16 protein-coding genes and 3 pseudogenes are annotated in these 19,983 nt (G+C 54.0%); 11 read left to right on the top strand and 8 right to left on the bottom strand.

The window, feature by feature from the left end; genetic code table 11:
• Positions 1–10 precede the first annotated feature (10 nt).
• Positions 11–1,435 (top strand): aminobutyraldehyde dehydrogenase, encoded by a 1,425-nt coding sequence (gene patD, locus ABOC21_RS12845; RefSeq protein WP_426814830.1) that lies wholly within the window; start codon positions 11–13, stop codon positions 1,433–1,435.
• A gap of 56 nt (positions 1,436–1,491) precedes the next feature.
• Here the strand turns inward: patD and ABOC21_RS12840 are convergent, their stop codons facing one another.
• From ABOC21_RS12840 to ABOC21_RS12830, 3 genes are all read right to left on the bottom strand, one after another.
• Positions 1,492–2,136 (bottom strand): hypothetical protein, encoded by a 645-nt coding sequence (locus ABOC21_RS12840; RefSeq protein ID WP_426814829.1) that lies wholly within the window; start codon positions 2,134–2,136, stop codon positions 1,492–1,494.
• A gap of 679 nt (positions 2,137–2,815) precedes the next feature.
• Entirely contained in the window at positions 2,816–2,938 is a 123-nt protein-coding gene (locus ABOC21_RS12835) for a small membrane protein (protein ID WP_426814828.1), read from the bottom strand.
• Between the two features lie 359 nt (positions 2,939–3,297).
• Positions 3,298–4,230, bottom strand: a complete 933-nt coding sequence (locus tag ABOC21_RS12830) for an IS5 family transposase (RefSeq protein WP_426814827.1) — start codon at positions 4,228–4,230, stop codon at positions 3,298–3,300.
• 163 nt (positions 4,231–4,393) lie between these two features.
• Between ABOC21_RS12830 and ABOC21_RS12825 the strand changes: the two genes are divergently transcribed.
• Positions 4,394–4,687: a hypothetical protein gene (locus tag ABOC21_RS12825; RefSeq protein ID WP_426814826.1), complete on the top strand. Its 294-nt coding sequence runs from the start codon at positions 4,394–4,396 to the stop codon at positions 4,685–4,687.
• Positions 4,688–4,737: 50 nt separating this feature from the next.
• Here the strand turns inward: ABOC21_RS12825 and yncL are convergent, their stop codons facing one another.
• Complete coding sequence (gene yncL / locus ABOC21_RS12820) at positions 4,738–4,833, bottom strand: stress response membrane protein YncL (protein WP_071844919.1); 96 nt, start codon at positions 4,831–4,833, stop codon at positions 4,738–4,740.
• Between the two features lie 191 nt (positions 4,834–5,024).
• Here yncL and ABOC21_RS12815 point away from each other — a divergent pair, with 191 nt between their 5' ends.
• Positions 5,025–5,198, top strand: coding sequence for a GhoT/OrtT family toxin (locus ABOC21_RS12815; RefSeq protein WP_095097536.1), 174 nt, complete (start codon positions 5,025–5,027; stop codon positions 5,196–5,198).
• A gap of 47 nt (positions 5,199–5,245) precedes the next feature.
• Here the strand turns inward: ABOC21_RS12815 and ABOC21_RS12810 are convergent, their stop codons facing one another.
• Complete coding sequence (locus ABOC21_RS12810; protein WP_426814825.1) at positions 5,246–6,202, bottom strand: IS1595 family transposase; 957 nt, start codon at positions 6,200–6,202, stop codon at positions 5,246–5,248.
• Between the two features lie 117 nt (positions 6,203–6,319).
• On the opposite strand from ABOC21_RS12810, the pseudogene ABOC21_RS12805 reads away from it, so the two are divergent.
• A pseudogene (locus tag ABOC21_RS12805) lies at positions 6,320–7,059 on the top strand (alpha/beta fold hydrolase).
• Here the strand turns inward: ABOC21_RS12805 and ABOC21_RS12800 are convergent.
• A pseudogene (locus ABOC21_RS12800) lies at positions 7,058–7,135 on the bottom strand (hypothetical protein); the annotation flags it as partial. The pseudogenes ABOC21_RS12805 and ABOC21_RS12800 sit on opposite strands and share 2 nt — an antisense overlap.
• A gap of 174 nt (positions 7,136–7,309) precedes the next feature.
• On the opposite strand from ABOC21_RS12800, the gene ABOC21_RS12795 reads away from it, so the two are divergent.
• Positions 7,310–8,911 (top strand): ABC transporter substrate-binding protein, encoded by a 1,602-nt coding sequence (locus ABOC21_RS12795; RefSeq protein ID WP_426814824.1) that lies wholly within the window; start codon positions 7,310–7,312, stop codon positions 8,909–8,911.
• Positions 8,912–8,928: 17 nt separating this feature from the next.
• The gene (locus ABOC21_RS12790) at positions 8,929–9,162 is read left to right on the top strand and encodes a YdcY family protein (protein ID WP_426814823.1); all 234 of its coding nucleotides are present in this window, start codon (positions 8,929–8,931) and stop codon (positions 9,160–9,162) included.
• Between the two features lie 8 nt (positions 9,163–9,170).
• On the opposite strand, the gene ABOC21_RS12785 is transcribed toward ABOC21_RS12790, so the two are convergent.
• Together ABOC21_RS12785 and ABOC21_RS12780 are read right to left on the bottom strand one after the other, a co-directional pair.
• A complete protein-coding gene (locus ABOC21_RS12785) occupies positions 9,171–9,620 on the bottom strand; it encodes a DMT family transporter (protein WP_426814822.1) in 450 nt (149 codons plus the stop codon).
• Positions 9,617–10,135: an N-acetyltransferase family protein gene (locus ABOC21_RS12780; RefSeq protein WP_426814821.1), complete on the bottom strand. Its 519-nt coding sequence runs from the start codon at positions 10,133–10,135 to the stop codon at positions 9,617–9,619. The genes ABOC21_RS12785 and ABOC21_RS12780 overlap by 4 nt, the downstream gene beginning before the upstream one ends.
• 205 nt (positions 10,136–10,340) lie before the next feature.
• Between ABOC21_RS12780 and ABOC21_RS12775 the strand changes: the two genes are divergently transcribed.
• The 5 genes and pseudogenes from ABOC21_RS12775 to ABOC21_RS12755 all read left to right on the top strand — a co-directional run bounded on the left by ABOC21_RS12775 (position 10,341) and on the right by ABOC21_RS12755 (position 19,843).
• Positions 10,341–10,916, top strand: a complete 576-nt coding sequence (locus ABOC21_RS12775) for a helix-turn-helix domain-containing protein (RefSeq protein ID WP_426814820.1) — start codon at positions 10,341–10,343, stop codon at positions 10,914–10,916.
• Between the two features lie 64 nt (positions 10,917–10,980).
• A pseudogene (locus ABOC21_RS12770) lies at positions 10,981–12,019 on the top strand (NADP-dependent oxidoreductase).
• A 239-nt stretch (positions 12,020–12,258) separates the two neighbouring features.
• Complete coding sequence (locus ABOC21_RS12765; protein ID WP_426814819.1) at positions 12,259–13,935, top strand: ShlB/FhaC/HecB family hemolysin secretion/activation protein; 1,677 nt, start codon at positions 12,259–12,261, stop codon at positions 13,933–13,935.
• 53 nt (positions 13,936–13,988) lie between these two features.
• Entirely contained in the window at positions 13,989–19,448 is a 5,460-nt protein-coding gene (locus ABOC21_RS12760) for a DUF637 domain-containing protein (RefSeq protein ID WP_426814818.1), read from the top strand.
• Positions 19,445–19,843, top strand: a complete 399-nt coding sequence (locus tag ABOC21_RS12755; RefSeq protein ID WP_426814817.1) for a hypothetical protein — start codon at positions 19,445–19,447, stop codon at positions 19,841–19,843. The genes ABOC21_RS12760 and ABOC21_RS12755 overlap by 4 nt, the downstream gene beginning before the upstream one ends.
• Positions 19,844–19,983: the final 140 nt, after the last annotated feature.

Here is a 19,983-nt window from a genome sequence, read left to right as displayed (position 1 = left end):
GGATCATACTATGCAACATAACCTTTTGATCAACGGCGAATTAGTGGCGGGTGAAGGCGAACTGGTGCCGGTATTCAATCCTGCTAATGGCGAAGCGCTGCTGGAGATTGCGGAGGCGACGGCGGCCCAGGTGGATGCGGCGGTTGAGGCGGCGGATCGGGCCTTTGTCGGCTGGAGCCAGACCACGCCGAAAACCCGCGCGGAGTGCCTGCTCCAGCTGGCGGACGTGATTACCGCGCACGCGGAAACCCTCGCCAGGCTGGAGTCGCTGAACTGCGGTAAACCGCTGCACTGCGTGATTAACGACGAGCTGCCGGCGGTGGCGGATGTGTTTCGTTTCTTTGCCGGCGCCGCCCGCTGCCTGCCCGGGATGGCGGCCGGTGAGTACCTGGAAGGGCACACCTCGATGATCCGCCGGGATCCGGTTGGGGTGGTGGCCTCCATCGCCCCGTGGAACTATCCGCTGATGATGGCGGCCTGGAAGCTGGCGCCGGCGCTGGCGGCGGGGAACTGCGTGGTGATTAAGCCTTCAGAGATCACGCCGCTGACGGCGCTGAAGCTGGCCGAGCTGGCAAAAGATATCTTCCCGGCCGGTGTCCTCAACGTGCTGTTTGGCCGCGGTAAAACCGTTGGCGATCCTCTGACCGGCCATCAAAAGGTGCGGATGGTCTCGCTGACCGGGTCGATAGCCACCGGGGCGCATATTATTGGCCATACGGCCTCCTCGATTAAGCGGACGCATATGGAGCTGGGCGGCAAGGCGCCGGTGATTGTCTTTGACGATGCGGATATTGAGGCGGTCGTCGAGGGCGTGCGGACCTTCGGTTTCTATAACGCCGGCCAGGACTGCACCGCCGCCTGCCGCATCTACGCCCAGCAGGGCATTTACGACCAGCTGGTGGAGAAACTGGGGGCGGCGGTTGCCAGCCTGAAAATCGGCCCGCCGGAAGATGCCGCGACGGAGCTGGGTCCGGTCAGCTCGCAGGCGCACCTCGAGCGGGTCAGCGCCGCCGTTGATGCCGCGCGCGCGCTGGCGCACATCAAAGTGGTGACCGGCGGCAGCAAGGCGCCAGGGAAGGGGTACTACTACCAGCCGACGCTGCTGGCCGGGGCGAAGCAGGAGGATGATATTGTCCAGCGCGAGGTGTTTGGTCCGGTAGTGAGCGTTACCGCGTTCAGCGACGAGGAGCAGGCGCTGGCCTGGGCCAATGATTCGCAGTACGGCCTGGCCTCGTCGGTGTGGACCCGGGACGTTGGCAGAGCGCATCGTCTCAGCGCGCGCCTGCAGTACGGCTGCACCTGGGTGAATACCCACTTTATGCTGGTGAGCGAGATGCCGCACGGCGGGCAAAAGCTGTCGGGCTACGGCAAGGATATGTCGATGTATGGCCTGGAGGATTACACCGTCGTGCGCCACGTAATGATCAAGCACTAAACGCAGCATGCCGCCGACGGAGCGCGTTCTGGCCCGTCGGCGGCGGTATCTGGCAATCAGTGGCGCGCCAGGCCGTTAATCGAATCAGAATAGCGTTTTAGCTTGATTATCTTGTCTTTCATTATCCAGCTCAGCTCTGAAATTTTATCCCTGATTTCGCTGACTTTCGCTTCATCGACGTTAACGAGGTTGGCTTTCGCGCCCGGCACGCCCGTCGCCATCGTTCTGTTGGTTTCACAGCGATAGCCGTACTCATACAGCGCATCGCTCATTCTTTTTTCGAACTGGTTCAGATTCTCATAGGCGCGGATATAGCCGGTGATTTCCGGACTTTCGTTCAGCAGCAGAAAGCGCGACGCTACCGCCGGAGATTTATCCAGGCTGATGCTGACAGAATCATCGGGAATAAAGGTGGTCAGCGAGGGGGAGCCAGAAACCGGCGGTCTTTGGGTGACATCGAAAAACTCGCCTTCAGCGGTCTGCAGGACCGCGTGATGGGTGGCGACCAGGAAACATCCGCGCCACAGATGAATATCCCAGCCGAGGCGCATCTTCCCGCCGACTTTTTTTATCGCCGCTTCGACGTTCCAGTAAGAGTTTCCCGCCGGGCCTGGCGCATCTATCACCGGGACCAGAATGGGCTGTGAGGAGGGGTTGATCTGTTCGGCGAATTGCAGCAGCCGTGAATCAGTCGGCGGCACATGCTCATAGAGGGAAAACGGCTATCTGTCGCGCTTGAGCAGCTAATGGCGCTTTATTTATTAGCCTCTTAGAATGATGGCACAGGATCGAATAAGTGAACAGGAACGCCGGGCGGTTGGATTGGATTTGGCGCAGGCCGGTTGGCGGTAAAACGGCGGGCCGTGAAGTGCAATAATAACCTGCTGATTATGTTAGCCGGCTAATAATCATCGATGACAGAAATTGCTAAGACAAGGGGAGGGGAATATGAGACTATTCTTATGCCCCTTCAAGAGCTAAGCCATGATGAGTGCCGGAGATAAGCGCCGGATGGGGCCCGCAAATATCCTCGCCCCTGCATCAGCCGTGCAGGGGCTTTTTTTGCGCCTTTTCCGCGTCGCGGGATGTTTCGTTCACGTTTACCCCGGATAATTTCCTCTGCGGCTGAACGGCGCGGGTGCGTTTCGCCTGCCCGGAAGCCGCCGTCACGGGTGGCCGCACGAGCGTGGGAATAATCACAGCGGGGTAGATGGCACGGGGTGCAGGAAAGAGGTTGGTCTACGCTATTGATTGCGAAAGTGGTTACATTGACGCAACACACCCACGCCGCCGGGTGCCTGAGCCAATACGCACAAAATGAGAATGGTAAATAAATTTTTCGCTATTGCCGAGGCTCTTCAGCGACGCTAATGCATTAGCCTAGCGTTTATCCTTTTTACTCGGCAGGTTTGACTGACGGCGTTCGCGCACGTAAGAAATAAGATTGTAGATTGCGATAACCAGTAATATTAACGCCACAATAAGCACGGCAATCCCGGACATATTCCACCTCAAATTTAAAATGAGCAACTGAAAAGGTATTCATAACCAATGTTTATGAATGTAAATTCATCTTTGAAATAACGCAAATGGTATTTGTTCTCTTTCAAATGAAAACCGGACAGGCTGGGGCGGTGGGGATTGGCCTAAGGCCTCACCAATCATGGGGTTGTCCGCATTTTTAGCGCTCTGGCGGCAAAGTGAGATTTAAGGAAGGTGCGATTTAATCGGTGGGGTTCAGCGGGGTTCTTCGCTGAGCTGTATTTTCTCTCTGTAAGACGTCTACGAGCACTTTGTACTGGTGAATATTTGCTCTCCATTATTCAATGAATGGCAAAGAACACCCTCATTTTGCACATTATTTACGCTATTCCCGCCAGTTGCGCTGCGCGAACCAGATTCCCCATCGCAAACAGCATTGACAGCCGGTTGTGATTTTTCCTCAGACCCCGTAATCGGGTCTTTCTGAAACCAAACTGGCATTTCAGTATCCGGAACGGATGTTCAACCTTCGCCCTGATACTGGCTTTCACAAATTCATCATGAAGTGCCTGTTTATTCCGACGTGGATGCTGTTTCATTTCTTTTACAGCAAGCGGGCCTTTCGCAATAAACCAGTATTTTGACAGCCCGCTCAGTGACTCCCGCTTTTCCGCCCCCCTGTATCCGGCATCAGCAAACACCACTTCCACAGGCTCCGTAATCAGATTTTCCGCCTGATTAAGGTCATGCTCATTTGCGGCGGTGGTGACCACTTTTTCAGTCAGGCCTGTCGCGGCATCAACCGCAATATGCGCTTTCATACCGAAGTACCACTGATTTCCCTTACGGGTCTGGTGCATCTCCGGGTCACGTTGCCCGGATTTATTTTTCACAGAGCAGGGAGCGGAGATGATGGTGGCATCGATAATCACGCCCTTACGCATCATCAGTCCTGCCTGCTTCAGTTTAAGGTTAATCAGGGACAGTACCTGTTCACCGGCATTATGTTTCTCCAGAAAATGACGGAAATTCATGATGGTGGTGCGGTCGGGGACGCAGCAGTCGATACCGGCAAACTGACGAAATGGCAGCATGTCATGGAGGGCATCTTCGGCAGCACTGTCACTGAGGTCAAACCAGAGTTGCAGGCAGTGAATGCGCAGCATGAGCAGCAGAGGAAAAGGTCTGCGTCCCCGTCGGGACGAGGGATACCACGGGAGCAGAATATCAGCGATATCGGACCACGGGACGAGAACATCCATACGGTCGAGGAACTGTTTTTTGCGGGAGGAATAGCTGGCAAGAGCGGGCATCGTGAAAAGTCTATGGCAAAGAAAGGGTTATATTCTCATAACTGACGATTAAATCGCACCTTCCTTAGTTAAAATTAATGTTTAATTAATGTTAATGGTTAGATCGAATTTGTATCTATTGAATGTTAGCGGCCGTTTGGCGTTTGACTTTGACGGGGCGGCCATGCGAACATTTGTCATAATTTGTTACTTTGAAGTTGATTTTGTTTTGAAAAACATAGCATTTTTTCTGCTGGTGGCCGGTGCCAGCGGCATCCTCTATGGAAACCTGCCCGCTCAGCGCGTTTTAAGTTGTGAAAAACAGGGGGCGAGCGAAGCCGTTTGTCTCTCCGCTGAATGGGATAGCGAAAAGGTCAATCCGCTGCCGGCGTATAATCCTGAGTACCTCAAGGCTACCGCCGTGTCGCAGGCTGCGTCGCGGGTGGACACCGTCCATACGGCCGCTATCAAATCGTAAAAAAGCAGCCCTTTAAGGCTGCTTTTTTAGGTTTCTTTGCTGAGAAAAAATCAGTAAAACCAACCAAAACGAACGGATAACAGGCTAATAAGCGCAAACGCTGCGCCGACATTAATCAGAATTACGGTTTTGCTGGAAACATCCATAACGCCACCTTTATGAGTAAGCCTCTACAGGTATAGTACGAGGTCAAAGGATGTGCTATCAGACAAGGACGAATAGGGCGTTTTCTGTTGGCTACGCGCAGCATTTTTACTTTGTCGTGCATCAATCTCTGGCCCGCTTTCCGCTGCTGAAAGAGGCGCGCCGTAAGGGCGTTTTCAGGGAAGGACTAAGAATGACCCTATATCAAAAGATGCTGATTTTTTATGCGGTGATGGGATTTATCTGCGCAGTTATCAGCTGGTTTTTAACCAAAGAGAGCCGTCTGATTCGCCTGCTGGCCGCGCTGCTGATCGGCGCAACCTGGCCGTTTAGCTTTCCGACCGCGCTGCTCATTTCGCTGTTCTGAGACGAAGAAAACGTTGGCATTCGCCAATTATTACTGTATAAAAATGGCTATGTTTGCAAAGTATGTTGGTTATGCCGTAATGCAATTTGTAGCCAGACTTTCACATCAATTACGGTGGTCTCAAACAGCCGCCTCCAGGCCAGATAATTCGGCAGATATGCAGTCCCTACACCATGAAATCGCTTCATCCAGCCTTTTAAACGACTGATATAGCCATTCACATGCTGTATATGGAATACACTGTCGATAACACGCTGATTATCCAGTGCTATAAGACGGTAGTGGTTCATCCCGTGTTCACTGGCAAACGTCCTGTACCAGCAGGCACCGTCCGTACACAGAATTGAATCCTTGTCTGCTATCGGCTCAAGGAATCGATGAATATTTTCAGTATCAAATTCCGGGGGGATGCAGTCACTCACACGCCCCTGCCGGTCACAGGCTATGACGACTGGCACCTGTTCCTGTTTTTTTCGCTTATCCACCTCCCCGCCGCGTTTTCTGGCTTTTCGGTGAATGATGTTGCGTTTGCCTTTGCTGGATTCAGGGAAAAAAGTCTCATCGGCCTCAATGATCCCGGACAGGGGATTTATATTATTTGCTGCGGCTGAAGCCAGAAAGCGATGACGCCATCTGAATGCTGTTGTCAGATCAATCCCTGTACGCCTTGCGGACTCACGTAATGTCAGCCCCTCCTGCATACAGCGCAGATAATCGAACCATTTTTGATGGTAATGGAGCCGGGCCAGCGGGCTTCCGGTCAGGCTGTTAAAGGTTTTTCCGCAATCCTTGCAACGATATCGTTGTATGTCTGAATCGCGTCCCCAGCGGATTGCTTTTTCACTGTGGCAGTGAGGGCAACATAACTCAGGCGGGCTGGTGTCAATAACGGAAGCGGTATCCGTCTGAAGGTTGTCATTCAGCCAGGTAATGAGATGAAGTCGGGTATTAGCAGGCAGGGATGAAAGAAGACTTTTGATCTGTATAACGTCTTGCTTTTTCATGGGAACCTCCGAGAGGGGACGTCTTTATACAGTATTATGTACAGTATAGTGAAGTTTTCCAACGGAGACTGCAAACATAGCCATAAAAATACAGTATCAATTGACGGGGGCCTATCTATGCATGCTTTCTTCTCCTCCCTGGCCGGCGCTACCGTGCGCTGGTTCGACCTGCCGGGTAGCGGCGACCCGATCGTTTTTATCCACGGTCTGGGGTGCGCCTCCTCGTACGACTATCCTCGAATCGCGGCCGATCCGGCGCTGAGCGGGCGCCGGGCCGTGCTTATCGATCTGCCGGGCTACGGCTATAGCGATAAACCCGCTGCGTTTGGCTACAGCACCACCGAACAGGCGCAGGTGGTGGTAGAACTCCTTGACCACCTGCAGTCTGGCGCGCTGCTACTTATACGGCCATAGCATGGGCGGCAGTATTGCCATTGAAGCGGCTGCAAGATTAGGTGAACGCGTGCTGGCGCTGCTGGTGGCCGAACCCAATCTGTACGCCGGGGGCGGAGTATACAGCCGGGCGATTGCCGCACAGACGGAAGAGGCGTTTGTCGCCGGAGGCTATGCCGCGATGCTGGCGGCGGAATCTCGGGTCTCTGCAGAACAGCGCGCCCTGGGCCGTCTGGCGAGGGGCGAACAGCCTGGTATCCGGCGTAACGCCATCGTGGTTTACGCTTTTCTGCCAGCTTTCCTGTCCGAAGACGCTTATCTATGGCGAGCTGTCGCTCCCTGCACAGGAAGTCGGGGACGCCGTCGCGCAGGGGATTACGCTGCGGGTTGTGCCCGATGCCGGGCACTCAATGGCCTGGGAAAATCCCGCCGCGCTGGCGGCAGCGATCGCCAGCCGCTGCTGACGCGGCCTGCCGCAGTCGGTGAGCCGGTAAAATTGACCTGCCGCACCGCGGGATGGGCGATCGGCGATTCGACTAACGTTAGGCCGTTGACAATTTCAGCCGATTAAACGCTGCAAAAAGGCGGCGGGTGTTGAATAAATCGGCGAAAACGGCGTTTTCAGCATAACCTGATACTAATTGATTATTTGCCGGTTGATTCCTGCTGTGCTGTTATTAGGGGGCATATAACAAATTTATAAGGTTTATAACCATGTCTACAGGGAAAACACGTCTTGCTCTGGCGCTGAGTGCGCTGCTGCTGCCGGCCGCTGCGGCCTTGGCGGCCGGTAACGATACGCTAGTCTACTGCTCTGAAGCCTCGCCGGAATCCTTCAACCCGCAGATTGCCAGCTCCGGCCCCTCGTTTGTGGCCAGCTCCCAGGTGCTCTACAACCGCCTGATTACGTTCGATCCGCAGAAAAATACGCCGATTCCTTCGCTGGCCATCGACTGGACCGTCTCCCCGGATGGCAAAACCTGGACCTTTACCCTGCGTAAAGGCGTGCAGTTCAACAGCAATAAATACTTCAAGCCGACCCGCGATTTCAACGCCGATGACGTGCTCTTCTCGGTGCTGCGGCAGCAGGATGCAAAACATCCGTACCATAACGTTTCCCAGGGCAGCTACGAATACTTCCACGACGTCGGCCTGGATAAGCTGATCAAAGAGGTGAAAAAACTCGACGATTATCATGTCCAGTTCGTGCTGACCGAACCCAATGCGGCATTCCTTGCCGACTGGGGGATGGATTTCGCCTCCATTCTCTCCGCGGAATATGGCGACGCGATGCTGAAAAAAGGCACCCCGGAGTATGTCGATACCTGGCCTATCGGTACCGGCCCGTACGCGCTGCAGCAGTATAAGGTGGATTCACAGATCCGCTACATCGCCAACCCGCACTATTGGGAAGGCGAGGTGCCGACAAAGCATCTGATCTTCTCGATTACGCCAAACGTTGAAACTCGGCTGGCGAAGCTGCAAACCAATGAGTGCCAGATTATTCCGGCGCCTTCGCCGGTCCAGTTCCCGGTAATCAAAGGCAATAAGGATCTGGCGCTGCACTCGGTTGAAGCGCTGAACGTCGGCTATCTGGCGTTTAACACCGAGAAAAAACCGTTCGATAACCTGCTGGTGCGTCAGGCGCTGAACTACGCCACCGACAAGCAGGCGATCGTTAAAGCGGTGTTCCTCGACTCCGGCTCCGTGGCGAAATCGCCGCTGCCGGCCAATATGCTTGGCTATAAGAAAGATCTCCCGGACTACGACTACGATCCACAGAAGGCCAAAGCGCTGCTCAAGCAGGCCGGGCTGGAAAATGGCGCAGAGGTAACCCTGTGGTCGATGCCGGTGCAGCGGCCGTATAACCCGAACTCCCGCCGCATCGCGGAGATGATTCAGAGCGACTGGAGCAAGGTTGGCATTAAGGCCAAAATCGTTACCTACGAGTGGGGTGAATATCTCGCCGGGATGCGTAAAGGCGAACACGATAGCGCCCTGTTCGGCTGGATGTCGGATAACGGCGATCCGGACAACTTTGCCGGCACGCTTCTGAGCTGTGATAACATCAAAACCGGCTCTAACGTTGCCCGCTGGTGCGACAAGTCCTACGACGCGCTGGTGAAGAAGGCGCTGCTGATCAGCGATCCGCAGGCGCGGGCGAAGCTGTACGGCCAGGCGCAGGAGATTTTTTATCAGCAGGCGCCGTGGATCGCCCTGGCAACGGGCAAAACCTTCTACGCCACGCGCAGCAACGTCAGCGGCTATAGCGTGAGCCTGATGGGCAGCGACTTTTCGAAGGTAAAACTGAATTAAGCCGAAAGGAGGGCAGGATGGCACATCTGGATGAGGTTATCGCCCGCGTGGACGCGGCGATTGCCGAAGGGGTGATTACCCATATGAACGAGCTGCTGGTTGAGCTTAGCGATGACGCTGAGCTCGACCGCGACGATCGCTATACCCAGCAGCAGCGTCTACGCACCACGATTGCTCATCACGGACGCCAGCACCAGGAAGAGCTGGAAGGGCGGCGTGAGCAGTTGACCAAAGGTGGCTCGATCCTCTGATATCCGCCTCAGAACTGGCGTCTGGCAACCAGCCAGGCGCCAATCACCAGCATGACTGCTCCGCAGAACGGCCCCACCAGCGCGCGAAACGGCACGCCGTGGGCGCGCACTAAATCGATGATCAGGCCGCCGACCAGCTGACTGGCAATGAGCACCGCAATGGTGGTTGCCGCGCCGACGTTCTGATACCCGCTGATGCTGGCAAAGACAAAAAATGACCCCAGCAGGCCCGGAATCAGCGTCCACCACTTCACGCTCTCCGCCAGCTCATGAACGCCCGCCGCGCCGTGGCGCAGGAGCAGAATAGTGACGAAAATAACAATCCCGACCAGCGAATTGAGCAGCATCGCAATCAGGATTGTCGAGGCGGACTGGGTGATCCGCACCATCAGCGTATTCTGTACTACCAGCCCGATCCCGGCGGCGATAAGGCAGGCCAGCGTCAGAGACTGGTTCATGCCTCGGGATCCGGATCGCGGCGATCGTCGAGCTGGAGCTGCATAAAGGTCAGATCCAGCCAGCGGCCGAATTTGGTGCCGACCTGCGGCATCTGGCCGGTGGTCACAAAACCGAGGGTTTCATGGAGATGCAGCGAAGCGTGGTTCTGCGCCTCAATACCGGCGACCATCACGTGTTTGTTCAGGCGACGGGCCTCTTTAATCAGCGCCACGAGCAGGGTGCGGCCAAGCCCTTTTCCCTGATGCTCGGGGTGTACGTAGACCGAATGCTCTACGGTGTGGCGAAAGCCGTCGAACGCGCGCCAGTCGCCAAACGATGCGTAGCCGGTCACCACGTCGTCCTCTTCGCTTACCAGCACCGGGAAACCGGCCAACTGACGGGCTTCAAACCAGGCAATACGATTATCGGTATCGACGGTTTTATCGTTCCAGATGGCGGCGGTATGCAGCACCGCATGGTTGTAGATCCCGGCAATCGCCGCGCAATCCTCTTTACAGGCATAGCGGATGGTCATAGCAAACCTCAACTCTTGTACACTATAGTAGTACGATATTATTACAATAATGTACGCGACGCTGTCATCTGTTTTAGGCAAAATTTTTTACCAGGGTACGCCAGGCAGGGGGCGTCAGGCGGAGTTATGGGAGCCAGAACCGTGGCAACAGACTGCGCTTTCGCCACCTTGTTACGCCGCATTTCATACACTATAGTATTACGCTATGAATACTATCGAAGACAATATCAATCAGCGCATCAGCGCCCGCATTCGCATCGAACGGGAGTCCCGAGGCTGGTCTCTGAGCGAGCTGGCGGAACGGGCCGGCGCATCGCGGGCGATGATCCACAAAATCGAACGCGGTGAGAGCAGCCCGACGGCTTCGATGCTCGGGCGTCTCTCCGGCGCCTTTGGCATCAGCATGTCGACGCTGATCGCCCGGGCCGAGATGCAGGAAGGTAAGCTGCTGCGCTTTGCCAACCAGCCGGTGTGGCGCGATCCGCAGAGCCACTATCTGCGCCGCCACGTCTCGCCGCGCAGCGATCTGCCTATCGATCTGGTGCAGGTGGAGCTTCCCGCCGGCAGCGACGTTCCGATGCCCGCGGCCTCCTATGCGCTGGCGCGTCAGCTGATCTGGCTGCAGCAGGGCGAGCTGGTGTTTGTTGAAGGCGCCACGCGCCATGAAATGCGGGCGGGAGATTGCCTGGAGCTGGGGCCGCCAAACGACTGTCGGTTTATCAATGAATCCGCTTCTTCCTGCATCTACCTGGTCGTGAGGCTGAATCAATCTGCCTCATAATGCCAATGCAGGCGGGGATAATTGCGGCTAGCCTCAGTACAGGTCTTGAAAAGAGGAGTTTACTATGGCTTTTAATTCGCAACGTCACCGGCGCTGGGTGCTGGCTTCTCGTCCGCACGGCGAGCCGACCGGGGACAATTTCCGTCTGGAAGAGGGCGATGTGCCGTCTCCGGGCCCGGGACAGGTGCTGCTGCGCACCGTGTTTCTTTCTTTAGATCCCTATATGCGCGGGCGTATGAGCGATGCGCCGTCCTACTCGCCGCCGGTCGCTATCGGCGCGGTGATGGTGGGCGGCACGGTGAGCCGGGTTGTGACGTCAAATCATGCCGACTTTACCCCCGGAGAGTGGGTGCTGGGCTACGGCGGCTGGCAGGATTATGAGTCTGTCTGACGGCAGCGGGCTGGTGAAGCTGGGCGCGCAGCCGGAGCATCCCTCCTGGGCGCTCGGCCTGCTGGGCATACCCGGTTTTACCGCCTATATGGGGTTGCTGGATATTGGCCAGCCGAAGGCCGGCGAGACGCTGGTGGTCGCCGCCGCCACCGGGCCGGTGGGCGCAACGGTAGGGCAGATTGCTAAGCTTAAAGGCTGCCGCACCGTGGGGATTGCCGGCGGCAGCGAGAAGTGTCGCTACGCGGTCGAGACGCTGGGCTTTGACGTCTGCCTCGATCACCGCGCGCCTGATTTTGCCGAACAGCTGGCGCAGGCCTGCCCGCAGGGCATTGACGTTTACTATGAAAACGTTGGCGGTAAGGTGTTTGATGCGGTGCTACCGCTGCTCAATACCTCGGCGCGGGTGCCGGTGTGCGGCCTGGTCAGCGGCTACAACGCGACCGCGCTGCCCGACGGGCCGGACCGTCTGCCGCTGCTGATGGGCACGCTGCTGAAAAAGCGCATTCGGATGCAGGGCTTTATTATCGGCCAGGATTACGGCCACCGCATTGCCGAGTTCCAGCAGGAGATGGGGCGCTGGGTGCAGGAAGGTAAAATTAAGTACCGCGAGCAGCAAATCGACGGCCTTGAGAGCGCTCCGCGCGCGCTGATCGGCCTGCTGAAGGGCGAGAACTTCGGTAAAGTCGTGGTCCGCGTTTCACCCGACGAGTAATACATCATGCCCCGGCGGCGCCGTGCGCCGGGGTGACGATCTGCAAGGCGCATCCCTTCGTTAACTCCCTGTTTTATCTCTCTTCCCCGATCGTGAATTAGTGGCTTAAGCAACGCATCTTGTGGCGCGATGCTGGTATGTTCAGATGAGCGCTAATGCACAATATTGAATTTTTAATGGACATCTAATTACAAAATATTACATTTAATATCACAACATTTCAAAAAACGGAGTTTTTGATGCTGATATTATCGCGCCGCTTTTGGTTTTTTATTGCGCCGTTACTCATGCCTTTTACTCTGTTTGCGGCGCCTTTGAGTCCGGCCGACCAGAGCGCTATTGAGCAACAGCAGAAGGCTCTGCTGGACCATACTCAGCAGCAACGAGAGGCGCTCCGAAACAGCACACCCATACAGCTTTCCCCGGATAAGAGTTTGCCGGCTGAAAAAGGCCCATGTTTTGCTCTTAAGCAAATCCGGCTGCAGGGGAGTACGGCTCTGCCTCGCGATGCGCAGAAGACGCTGACGTCAGTGCCGGCAAAAGGATGTATGTCCCTGCAGGAAATTCAGCTACGCGTTCGCGATATCACTCAGGCCTATCTCTCCCGCGGTTTCATTACCTCCCACGCCTGGCTGCCGGAACAGGATATTTCTGGTGGGCTTCTGCTGATTGAAGTTACTGAAGGAAAAGTGGAAACCATCACTCTTGCCGGCAGCCAGGATAACGCCCTCAGAATGGCGTTCCCGCAGGTCGAAGGTCGGATTCTGAATCTGCGGGACCTTGAGCAGGGACTTGACCAGCTCAATCGTCTGCATTCCAGGGCCCTGACCATAGATATTCTTCCCGGGAGTAGAGAGGGGTTTTCCCGGGTAGAGCTGATCTCGACTGACCATCATTTGCCGGTGAGCCTGAGCTTAGGGACTGATAATAGCGGGCAAAAAAGTACCGGCAGCAGACAGATGAATGCCCAGCTGACCATAGATAATCCGCTCAGCCTGGCGGATCAATGGATGCTATCCGCAGGCAGGGACAGCGAGTTTCACCACGACCGCCGCAGCCGTAACCTTCAGGCTGGAGTCTCAGTACCTTACGGATACTGGCTGTTCAGCGCGCAATACGGCTGGTCCGATTTTTATCAAACGTTATCCGTTGGCGATTCGAGCTCTCGCTGGCGGTACGATGGGAACGTCCAGACCCAGCGTCTGGCGGTTAGCCGAACGCTTTGGCGTGACGGAAAACAGCGGATGGCGCTGGATATGGCCTTTTCTCGCCGGGAAACTGAGAATCGCCTGGGAGGCGTACGCCTTGGCGTCAGCAGTCCAACGCTGACCAGCGTAATAGCCGGGCTCAGCTACAGTCGTACTCTCGGTAATGGCTACCTGACGGTCGGCCCGTCGCTTTCACATGGCCTGAGCCTCGCCGGAGCCACCCGCGACGACCCCGCTCATCCTGAGCTACCGCGCAGTGAATTCCGTCGCTTTAGCCTGAGTGCCAGCTGGTTTTATCCCCTCACGCCCTCTTTGTACTGGCTGACGTCCGCATACGGACAAACCACGCCCGACCGCCTTTACGCCAGCGAGCAGCTGTCCGTTGGCGGGCAGTACTCGGTCAGAGGATTTAAAGAACAGTATCTCAGCGGCAACCGCGGCGGCTACTGGCGCAATGAACTGACATGGCAATGGATGACCATTCCCGGTGTGGGAACGTTGTCGGCCACGGGCGCGCTGGATGCCGGGCATGTGGTGAGCCAGAAAGGGATAACCGATGGCGGCTCGCTGGCGGGGGCCTCTCTCGGACTGGAGCTGGCGGGCCGCTGGCTCAGTCAGTCTTTGACCGTTGCCATGCCGCTATCGTATCCCGACCGACTTAACCCGGATAAACAGGTGGTTTACTGGCAGGCCACCGTTTCACTTTAACTGCCGGCACACAGCAGGGGCCTTTTGGCTCCACAATAAAAGGATGTTCAGATATGGATAAGCTTGCCCATCCGCTGGCCAGGGGCGCCAGCTGGCTGTTGATCTACCTTACCGCCGTTCAGCCTTTACATCCCGCGATTGCCGCCGGCATCGTTGCAGCTAACGGGAATACTCAGGTTGTCATCAAGCCCGGTAACGTTCCGGTGGTGAATATCGCCACGCCAAACGGTGCCGGCATTTCACATAACACCTATCAGGATTTCAACGTGGGGGCCCCCGGTGCCGTGTTAAATAACGCGACGCAGGGCGGAAAAACCCAGCTGGGCGTCACCATTGACAACGGTAACAGCAGATTAAAAGGCAAACCGGCTGAACTCATTATCAACGAGGTGACCAGCGGCAACCGCTCAGAGTTAAAAGGCAAGCTGGAAGTTTTTGGTAATAAAGCTGGCGTAATGATAGCCAACCCGAACGGTATTACCTGCGATGGTTGCGGATTTATTAACGCGCCTTCGGTTACCCTGACCACTGGCAAGCCGCAGTTCGATAAACAAGGGGCGCTGGATGCATTAGCCGTTAAGAAAGGCTCAGTGATTATCGGCAGCAATGGCCTCGACGGAAATAGCGCGGAGTATGTTGATATTATCAGCCGGGCAACCGAGCTGAATGGAAAAATTAACGCGAAAACCCTCACCATGACCCTGGGGGCGAACCAGGTCAGTTTTAAAGATGGCACGGTAAAACCTGTTGCCGGGGAGGGGGCGAAACCTCAGCTGGCGGTTGATACGAAGGCGCTGGGCGGTATGTACGCCGGGAAAATTCGTCTTGTCGCCACCGAAGACGGGGTGGGGGTTAATCTGAACAGCGTTACCTCAACCCAGCGGGATATATCCCTGACGGCGGCCGGAAAAATCACCCTCAGCAACGTCAAAGCGCAGACAGATCTGAACGTCAGCGGCCGGGAGATTGTCATACCAGCCGGAAGCAGCGTACGGGCAGAGCGCGATATGACGCTGGCGGCCACAACAGTGGATAACCGCAGCAGTACCACGGCTCACGGGGATATGCGGGTGTTTGCCTCCACGGTGCGAAACACCGGCGAGGGGGCGGCCCTGCACAGCAACAACAATCTGTGGATACAGAAGGATGCGCAGGGTAATAAAGCGACACTGGTGGAGAATCGTTCAGCCAGAATCCAGACGAATAGCGGCGATCTAGTTATACGAACCAATGAACTCAGCAATGTACGCGATGTTTTAACCATAGTGTCACAGTCTGAAGCAGTAGACAGTGAAGGCATGAGAATTTATGGCGTACTTTTCAATGCGCATAAAAACGGTGATATAAAAAATCGACAAGACCTTTATCAGGAGGATTATGCGAAGCGGGAGAAATGGATGTTACCCTGTAATTCGGTTGAGGAATGCACATACGTCACTCGCAATATCGACAGATGGATACCTGATGAACGTACTCGCACTTTAGTTAAAATGAGTACGCCTGAGGCAGTTATTGACTCGGGTAAAAATAGTTTCATCAATGCTGATTGGTTACGGAACAATGCCAGTATACTTAAAGCTAAGGGTAACATCATCCTGACAGGGAAAACATTTGTTTCCACGAGTCATTCTGTAGGGATCAAAGAACGATTCAATAAATTCATTCCGGATACTGAAGCCTATAAGCAATATGATAAGTTGGGTTGGCCTTATCCTCCGATGAGCTATCTTGATACCGGTGAAAAAGGATATAGCTGGAGCCCACAAAGTTATTTAGCCAGTAAAGTTGTTACTGGCGGAAATTTTGTGGCCGACTTTTCCGATCGCATTGAGAGTAATGAACCTTATAACACTAGTGTGCAGTATTCTGGTGTAATGTCACGTTCCGACACCATCACCGCAAAAAATATCCTGCTGCATGCAGGTAGCATCATTACCACTGATGTTATGAAAGCGACGGGTGATATTACACTCCAGTCCGATACCTTCACTAAAGTGGCACTGGCGCTACTCACTGCAGGCAAGGACATTTCTGTTTTAGCTGGCGGGAATATCGACTCATGGCAAAGTGAACTCAAGGGACAGAATATTACTCTCGTCAGCCGTACTGGCGACGTGAACTCCCATACCAGTGAACAGCCGAACTATTTCCATTCCAATGGGCTACGTTGGCTGGGGAGTCTGGAGGCTTCACGTGATTTATCCATGACAGCAGGTGGTAATATTCTGCTCAGGAACACCCGTTTCCCGGTCCTGAGCCAGAACATTTCTCTGGTTGCGAATGGTAATATCACCTTGGATAAAAATGAAGCCATGCTGGACCATGAGCGCCCGGGCGTTGTCCTGACCCCGGCCCGCAAACAGGAACTGTTTAACCGGATGCTGCCCGGAGAGCCGCTGCGTGCAGCCGGGGATATCACACTAAGCAGTGGAAAGTACTTAATTCTGAGAGGTATTCAGGCTGACGCCGGCGGGAACATAAACATGACCGCAGGCATGCATGCTGATATGAATATGCGCACCCTGAGCGGCCGGTTCAGCCCATACTTTGCTGAAAACCGTACGCCTGAATTGCGCAGTTCACTGACCGCGGGAAAAGATATCCTCATTAATGCTGCTGCGGATATTGCATTGCCTGGTGCCAATGTTATAGCCGGAAATAAAACTACCCTGCAGGCCGGGAAAAATATCTGGCTCGGCGCTTATGGCTATGGCGTCACGGATGGTCAGAACGATAACAACCGCGATGAGCTTAATGTACTTACCAACCTGCGCGGGGCGCGGGCACTGACGCTGGCGGCAAACGAAAGTATCCTGGCCGACGGTAGCACGCTGACATCGAACGGTAATATCACGCTGACCTCCGGCGGGAATATGCAATTTCAGTCCGCGCGGGGGACCGTTTATCGGGAGTCCGGGAGCACCTGGACGGAGACCGTCAGCCAGACCGGTGTGACGCTTAATGCGGGTGGCGCTCTGACGGTGATTTCGGGCGGCAGTATTCTGTTCCAGGCATCTCGCCTGCTGGCGAAAGGCGCGATGGACGTGGCGGCGAAAGGCGGCTGGCTATATGCCCAGGCGATGGAAGAGTCCAGTCATTACGAACGTCAGACTACGAAGAGAAAGTGGTGGGGTAAGAAAACCACGGTTAAGCAGACAAAGCACACGACCACCAATCGGGTGACTGAGTTTACCGCCGGAGGCAATCTAAACCTGCTGAGTCGCGATGACAGTACCTATGAAGCCAGTAAAATCGAGGCGGGGAAAAATGCGACGCTGACCAGTACCAATGGGAAAGTTAATTTCCTGGCGGTGAAGAATACGACCTTCGAGCAGACTGTCAGCACCTCAAAAGGCTTTTATATTAAACAGGCAAATAAGGGCTACAGCGAAGGCAAATGGGTCCTGCCTTCCGTTTATGCCGGCGGTAAGCTGACGGTGGATGCGGCAAGCGGCATCAGTGCTGATGTTAAAACCAAAAATGGTCAGGCGCTGCAGGGAGCCATAACCGCCCTCGGCGTTCAGCCGGGCACCGAATGGCTAAAAGGGTTAAACACCCGTAATGACGTGCAGTGGAATGTGGTCAAAGATGCCTACGACAGCTGGAACTATAAAAGCCAGAGTCTGAATCCGGCGGTTGCCGCGGTGATTGCGATAGCCGCGGCTGCAGTTACTGCCGGAACGGGGCTCGCTGCTTTGGCTGGAAACGGCGCGATTACGGCAACCGGCGTTACGGGCGCAACGGCTTCTACGGCAGTGTATGGCTCAGCCTATGCGGGTATGACATCCCTGGTTTCTCAGGCGGCGGTTGCGCTGGTTGAAAATCAGGGAAATCTGTCAAAAACTCTTAAAAGCCTTGGAAGCAGTAGCTCCGTTAAATCTCTGGCAACGTCTATGGCTATCGGCGGTGCCCTGGCGGGCTTTGATAAAGTCATGAATATTGATGTTCCGCCCGATAAAGCAAAATTACCGGTTCTGGTGAGAAATGAAGACTGGGGGAAAATTGTCCAGCGCGTGGCCGGTCAGTCAGTTATCAGCTCCAGCCTGAACACTACCATCAATGGCGGCAGCCTTAAGGACAATCTGGTCAATGCGCTGTTATCAAATATTGGTAATCAGGTTCAGGCTGAAGGGGCCGGGCTGATTGGGGATAACGGTGAAGTGTTAGGCGTGGCCGGAAAATCGGTCAGCCATGCTGTGCTGGCGGGCATCAGCGCGGAAATCGGTCGGGGTGACGGGAAAGGCGCGGCCGCTGGTGCCCTGGCGGCGGAGATGGCCGGCGTTATTATGCAAAGCTCATTGTTTGAACCCGCTAATCTGAATGAGCAAGAGCGCCAGTTGCGGCGTCTGCAGGAAGCGCTAAATGGTAATGAAGCAAAAGAGCAAACGGCCCGCGTGATTGGCGCGTTGACCGGCGCGCTGACCACGCATACGCCAGAAGGCGCATACAGCGGGGCGGACAGCGCGCAAAATGTTTATCGTTACAATATGACGGAGCATATGTTGCAACAGTATGCTCTGGATAATCAGCGGGATATTCTGGCAGCGAGTAAAGGAGATACGGCGGCGGCGAAGCGTGTTCAGGCCCGGCGGGAGGCTGCCGCTATGGTTGCTGTTACTGCAGGCGGAGGCCTTGCTGTCACAGTCGGAGGATTAACAATCTTAGGTGCAGCACCTGAAATAGTTTTGGCTGCTCGTCTGATTGTTGCAGGATGTAAAACCAATCCCGCGCTATGTCTGAATCAGGCTGGCATCTACGCTGCTGACATTATTGCTCCAGAGGCAATTATTGGCGTTGGACCTATTGCTGCAGGTAGTACATTGCTCGTGGGCAAATCTTCAGAGACGACAAAAAAACTTGCCTGGGAGGCAATCAAAAGTGCTGATAGCACTTTAAAAAACAATGCGTTTAATATTGAACCTGTTGCTGACCTTATTAAAAAGGAGGTCTCAGCAGGTTCTGTGTTAACGAAAAAAACGGAGGATTATTTAGTTACTGTCTATAAAAATGGGACTCATGTTATAGATGGGGCTGGTGAAGGTGTTGGCTCAAAAATAAAAGTTAGCTACACCCCTGAAGGTAGCTATATCAATCAGACATCTCATGTCTCAGGTGGAAGTAATCTTTGTGGGCCTACAACATGTGCTATGATTATAAGAGATAATCAGGGCAGTACAGTTAACTTAGACTCAGTCGTGAAACAATTTGATAACATCAGGGATACTGGTGTTAATGTTTATGAGATAAGTTCTGTTTTATCTAAGAATGGAATCGCTAACTCTCCTACAAAGACTTTACTTCCTAGTACGTTAAGAGAGTTGAGTATGAAAGGAAAACCATCAATCATCAATGTAGAAACTGGCAGTGGCGGTCATTTCATCATTGTTGACTCCTATAAAAAAATTGATAACATAGGATATTACATGATTAGAGATCCTTTTAATGGTGCGACTGGTATACGTGCAGATATCCTTGAAAAAGCGATGAATTTTAATGGGGTGACATTGAAATGAAAAGTATAAATGAATTAATTCTTTTTCCACTTGATGAGCAAGAAATAATGTTTGAGGGTTACATTGTTTATCTGGATGATGGTGACCTTTATATTATTGGATTGGATTATGGTGATGATTATACTACGAGCCCTTCCATTGCTGTTAAAAATAACAATCTGTCTGATAATCTGGAAGCTAATGTCAGCTTGTATGGTGGGGGAAAGACGCGATTATTCCATCATGTGAAGTTGAAAGGTGTATTGGAAAAAGAAAATCTAACGGGTAGAAAAAGTATCCTTGTAAAAGAGTTGAGTGTGGAAGATAACGGGCAATGGATATCAATTGATGTAGATAAATATTATGAATCGAGGAGCGGAAAAGGTTCAAATTGGCATGATCTGTTTAATGACTAATATTAACTTTATCCGCTGTTGAGGGGATGTGTTAAAAAAGAATGATACATTTCTGAGGGGTAGGTAAAATACATTCTTTAACAGAAAGGCAATACTAGGGACACAGTGGCAAAAATATGGAGGTGATAAACTTATCATCT

It is taken from the genome of Klebsiella sp. WOUb02, assembly GCF_050058015.1.
In the GTDB taxonomy this organism is placed as follows: Bacteria; Pseudomonadota; Gammaproteobacteria; order Enterobacterales; family Enterobacteriaceae; genus Klebsiella.
Note: the sequence above shows the minus strand (reverse complement) of the source record. Positions and strands in the feature narration are given on the sequence as shown.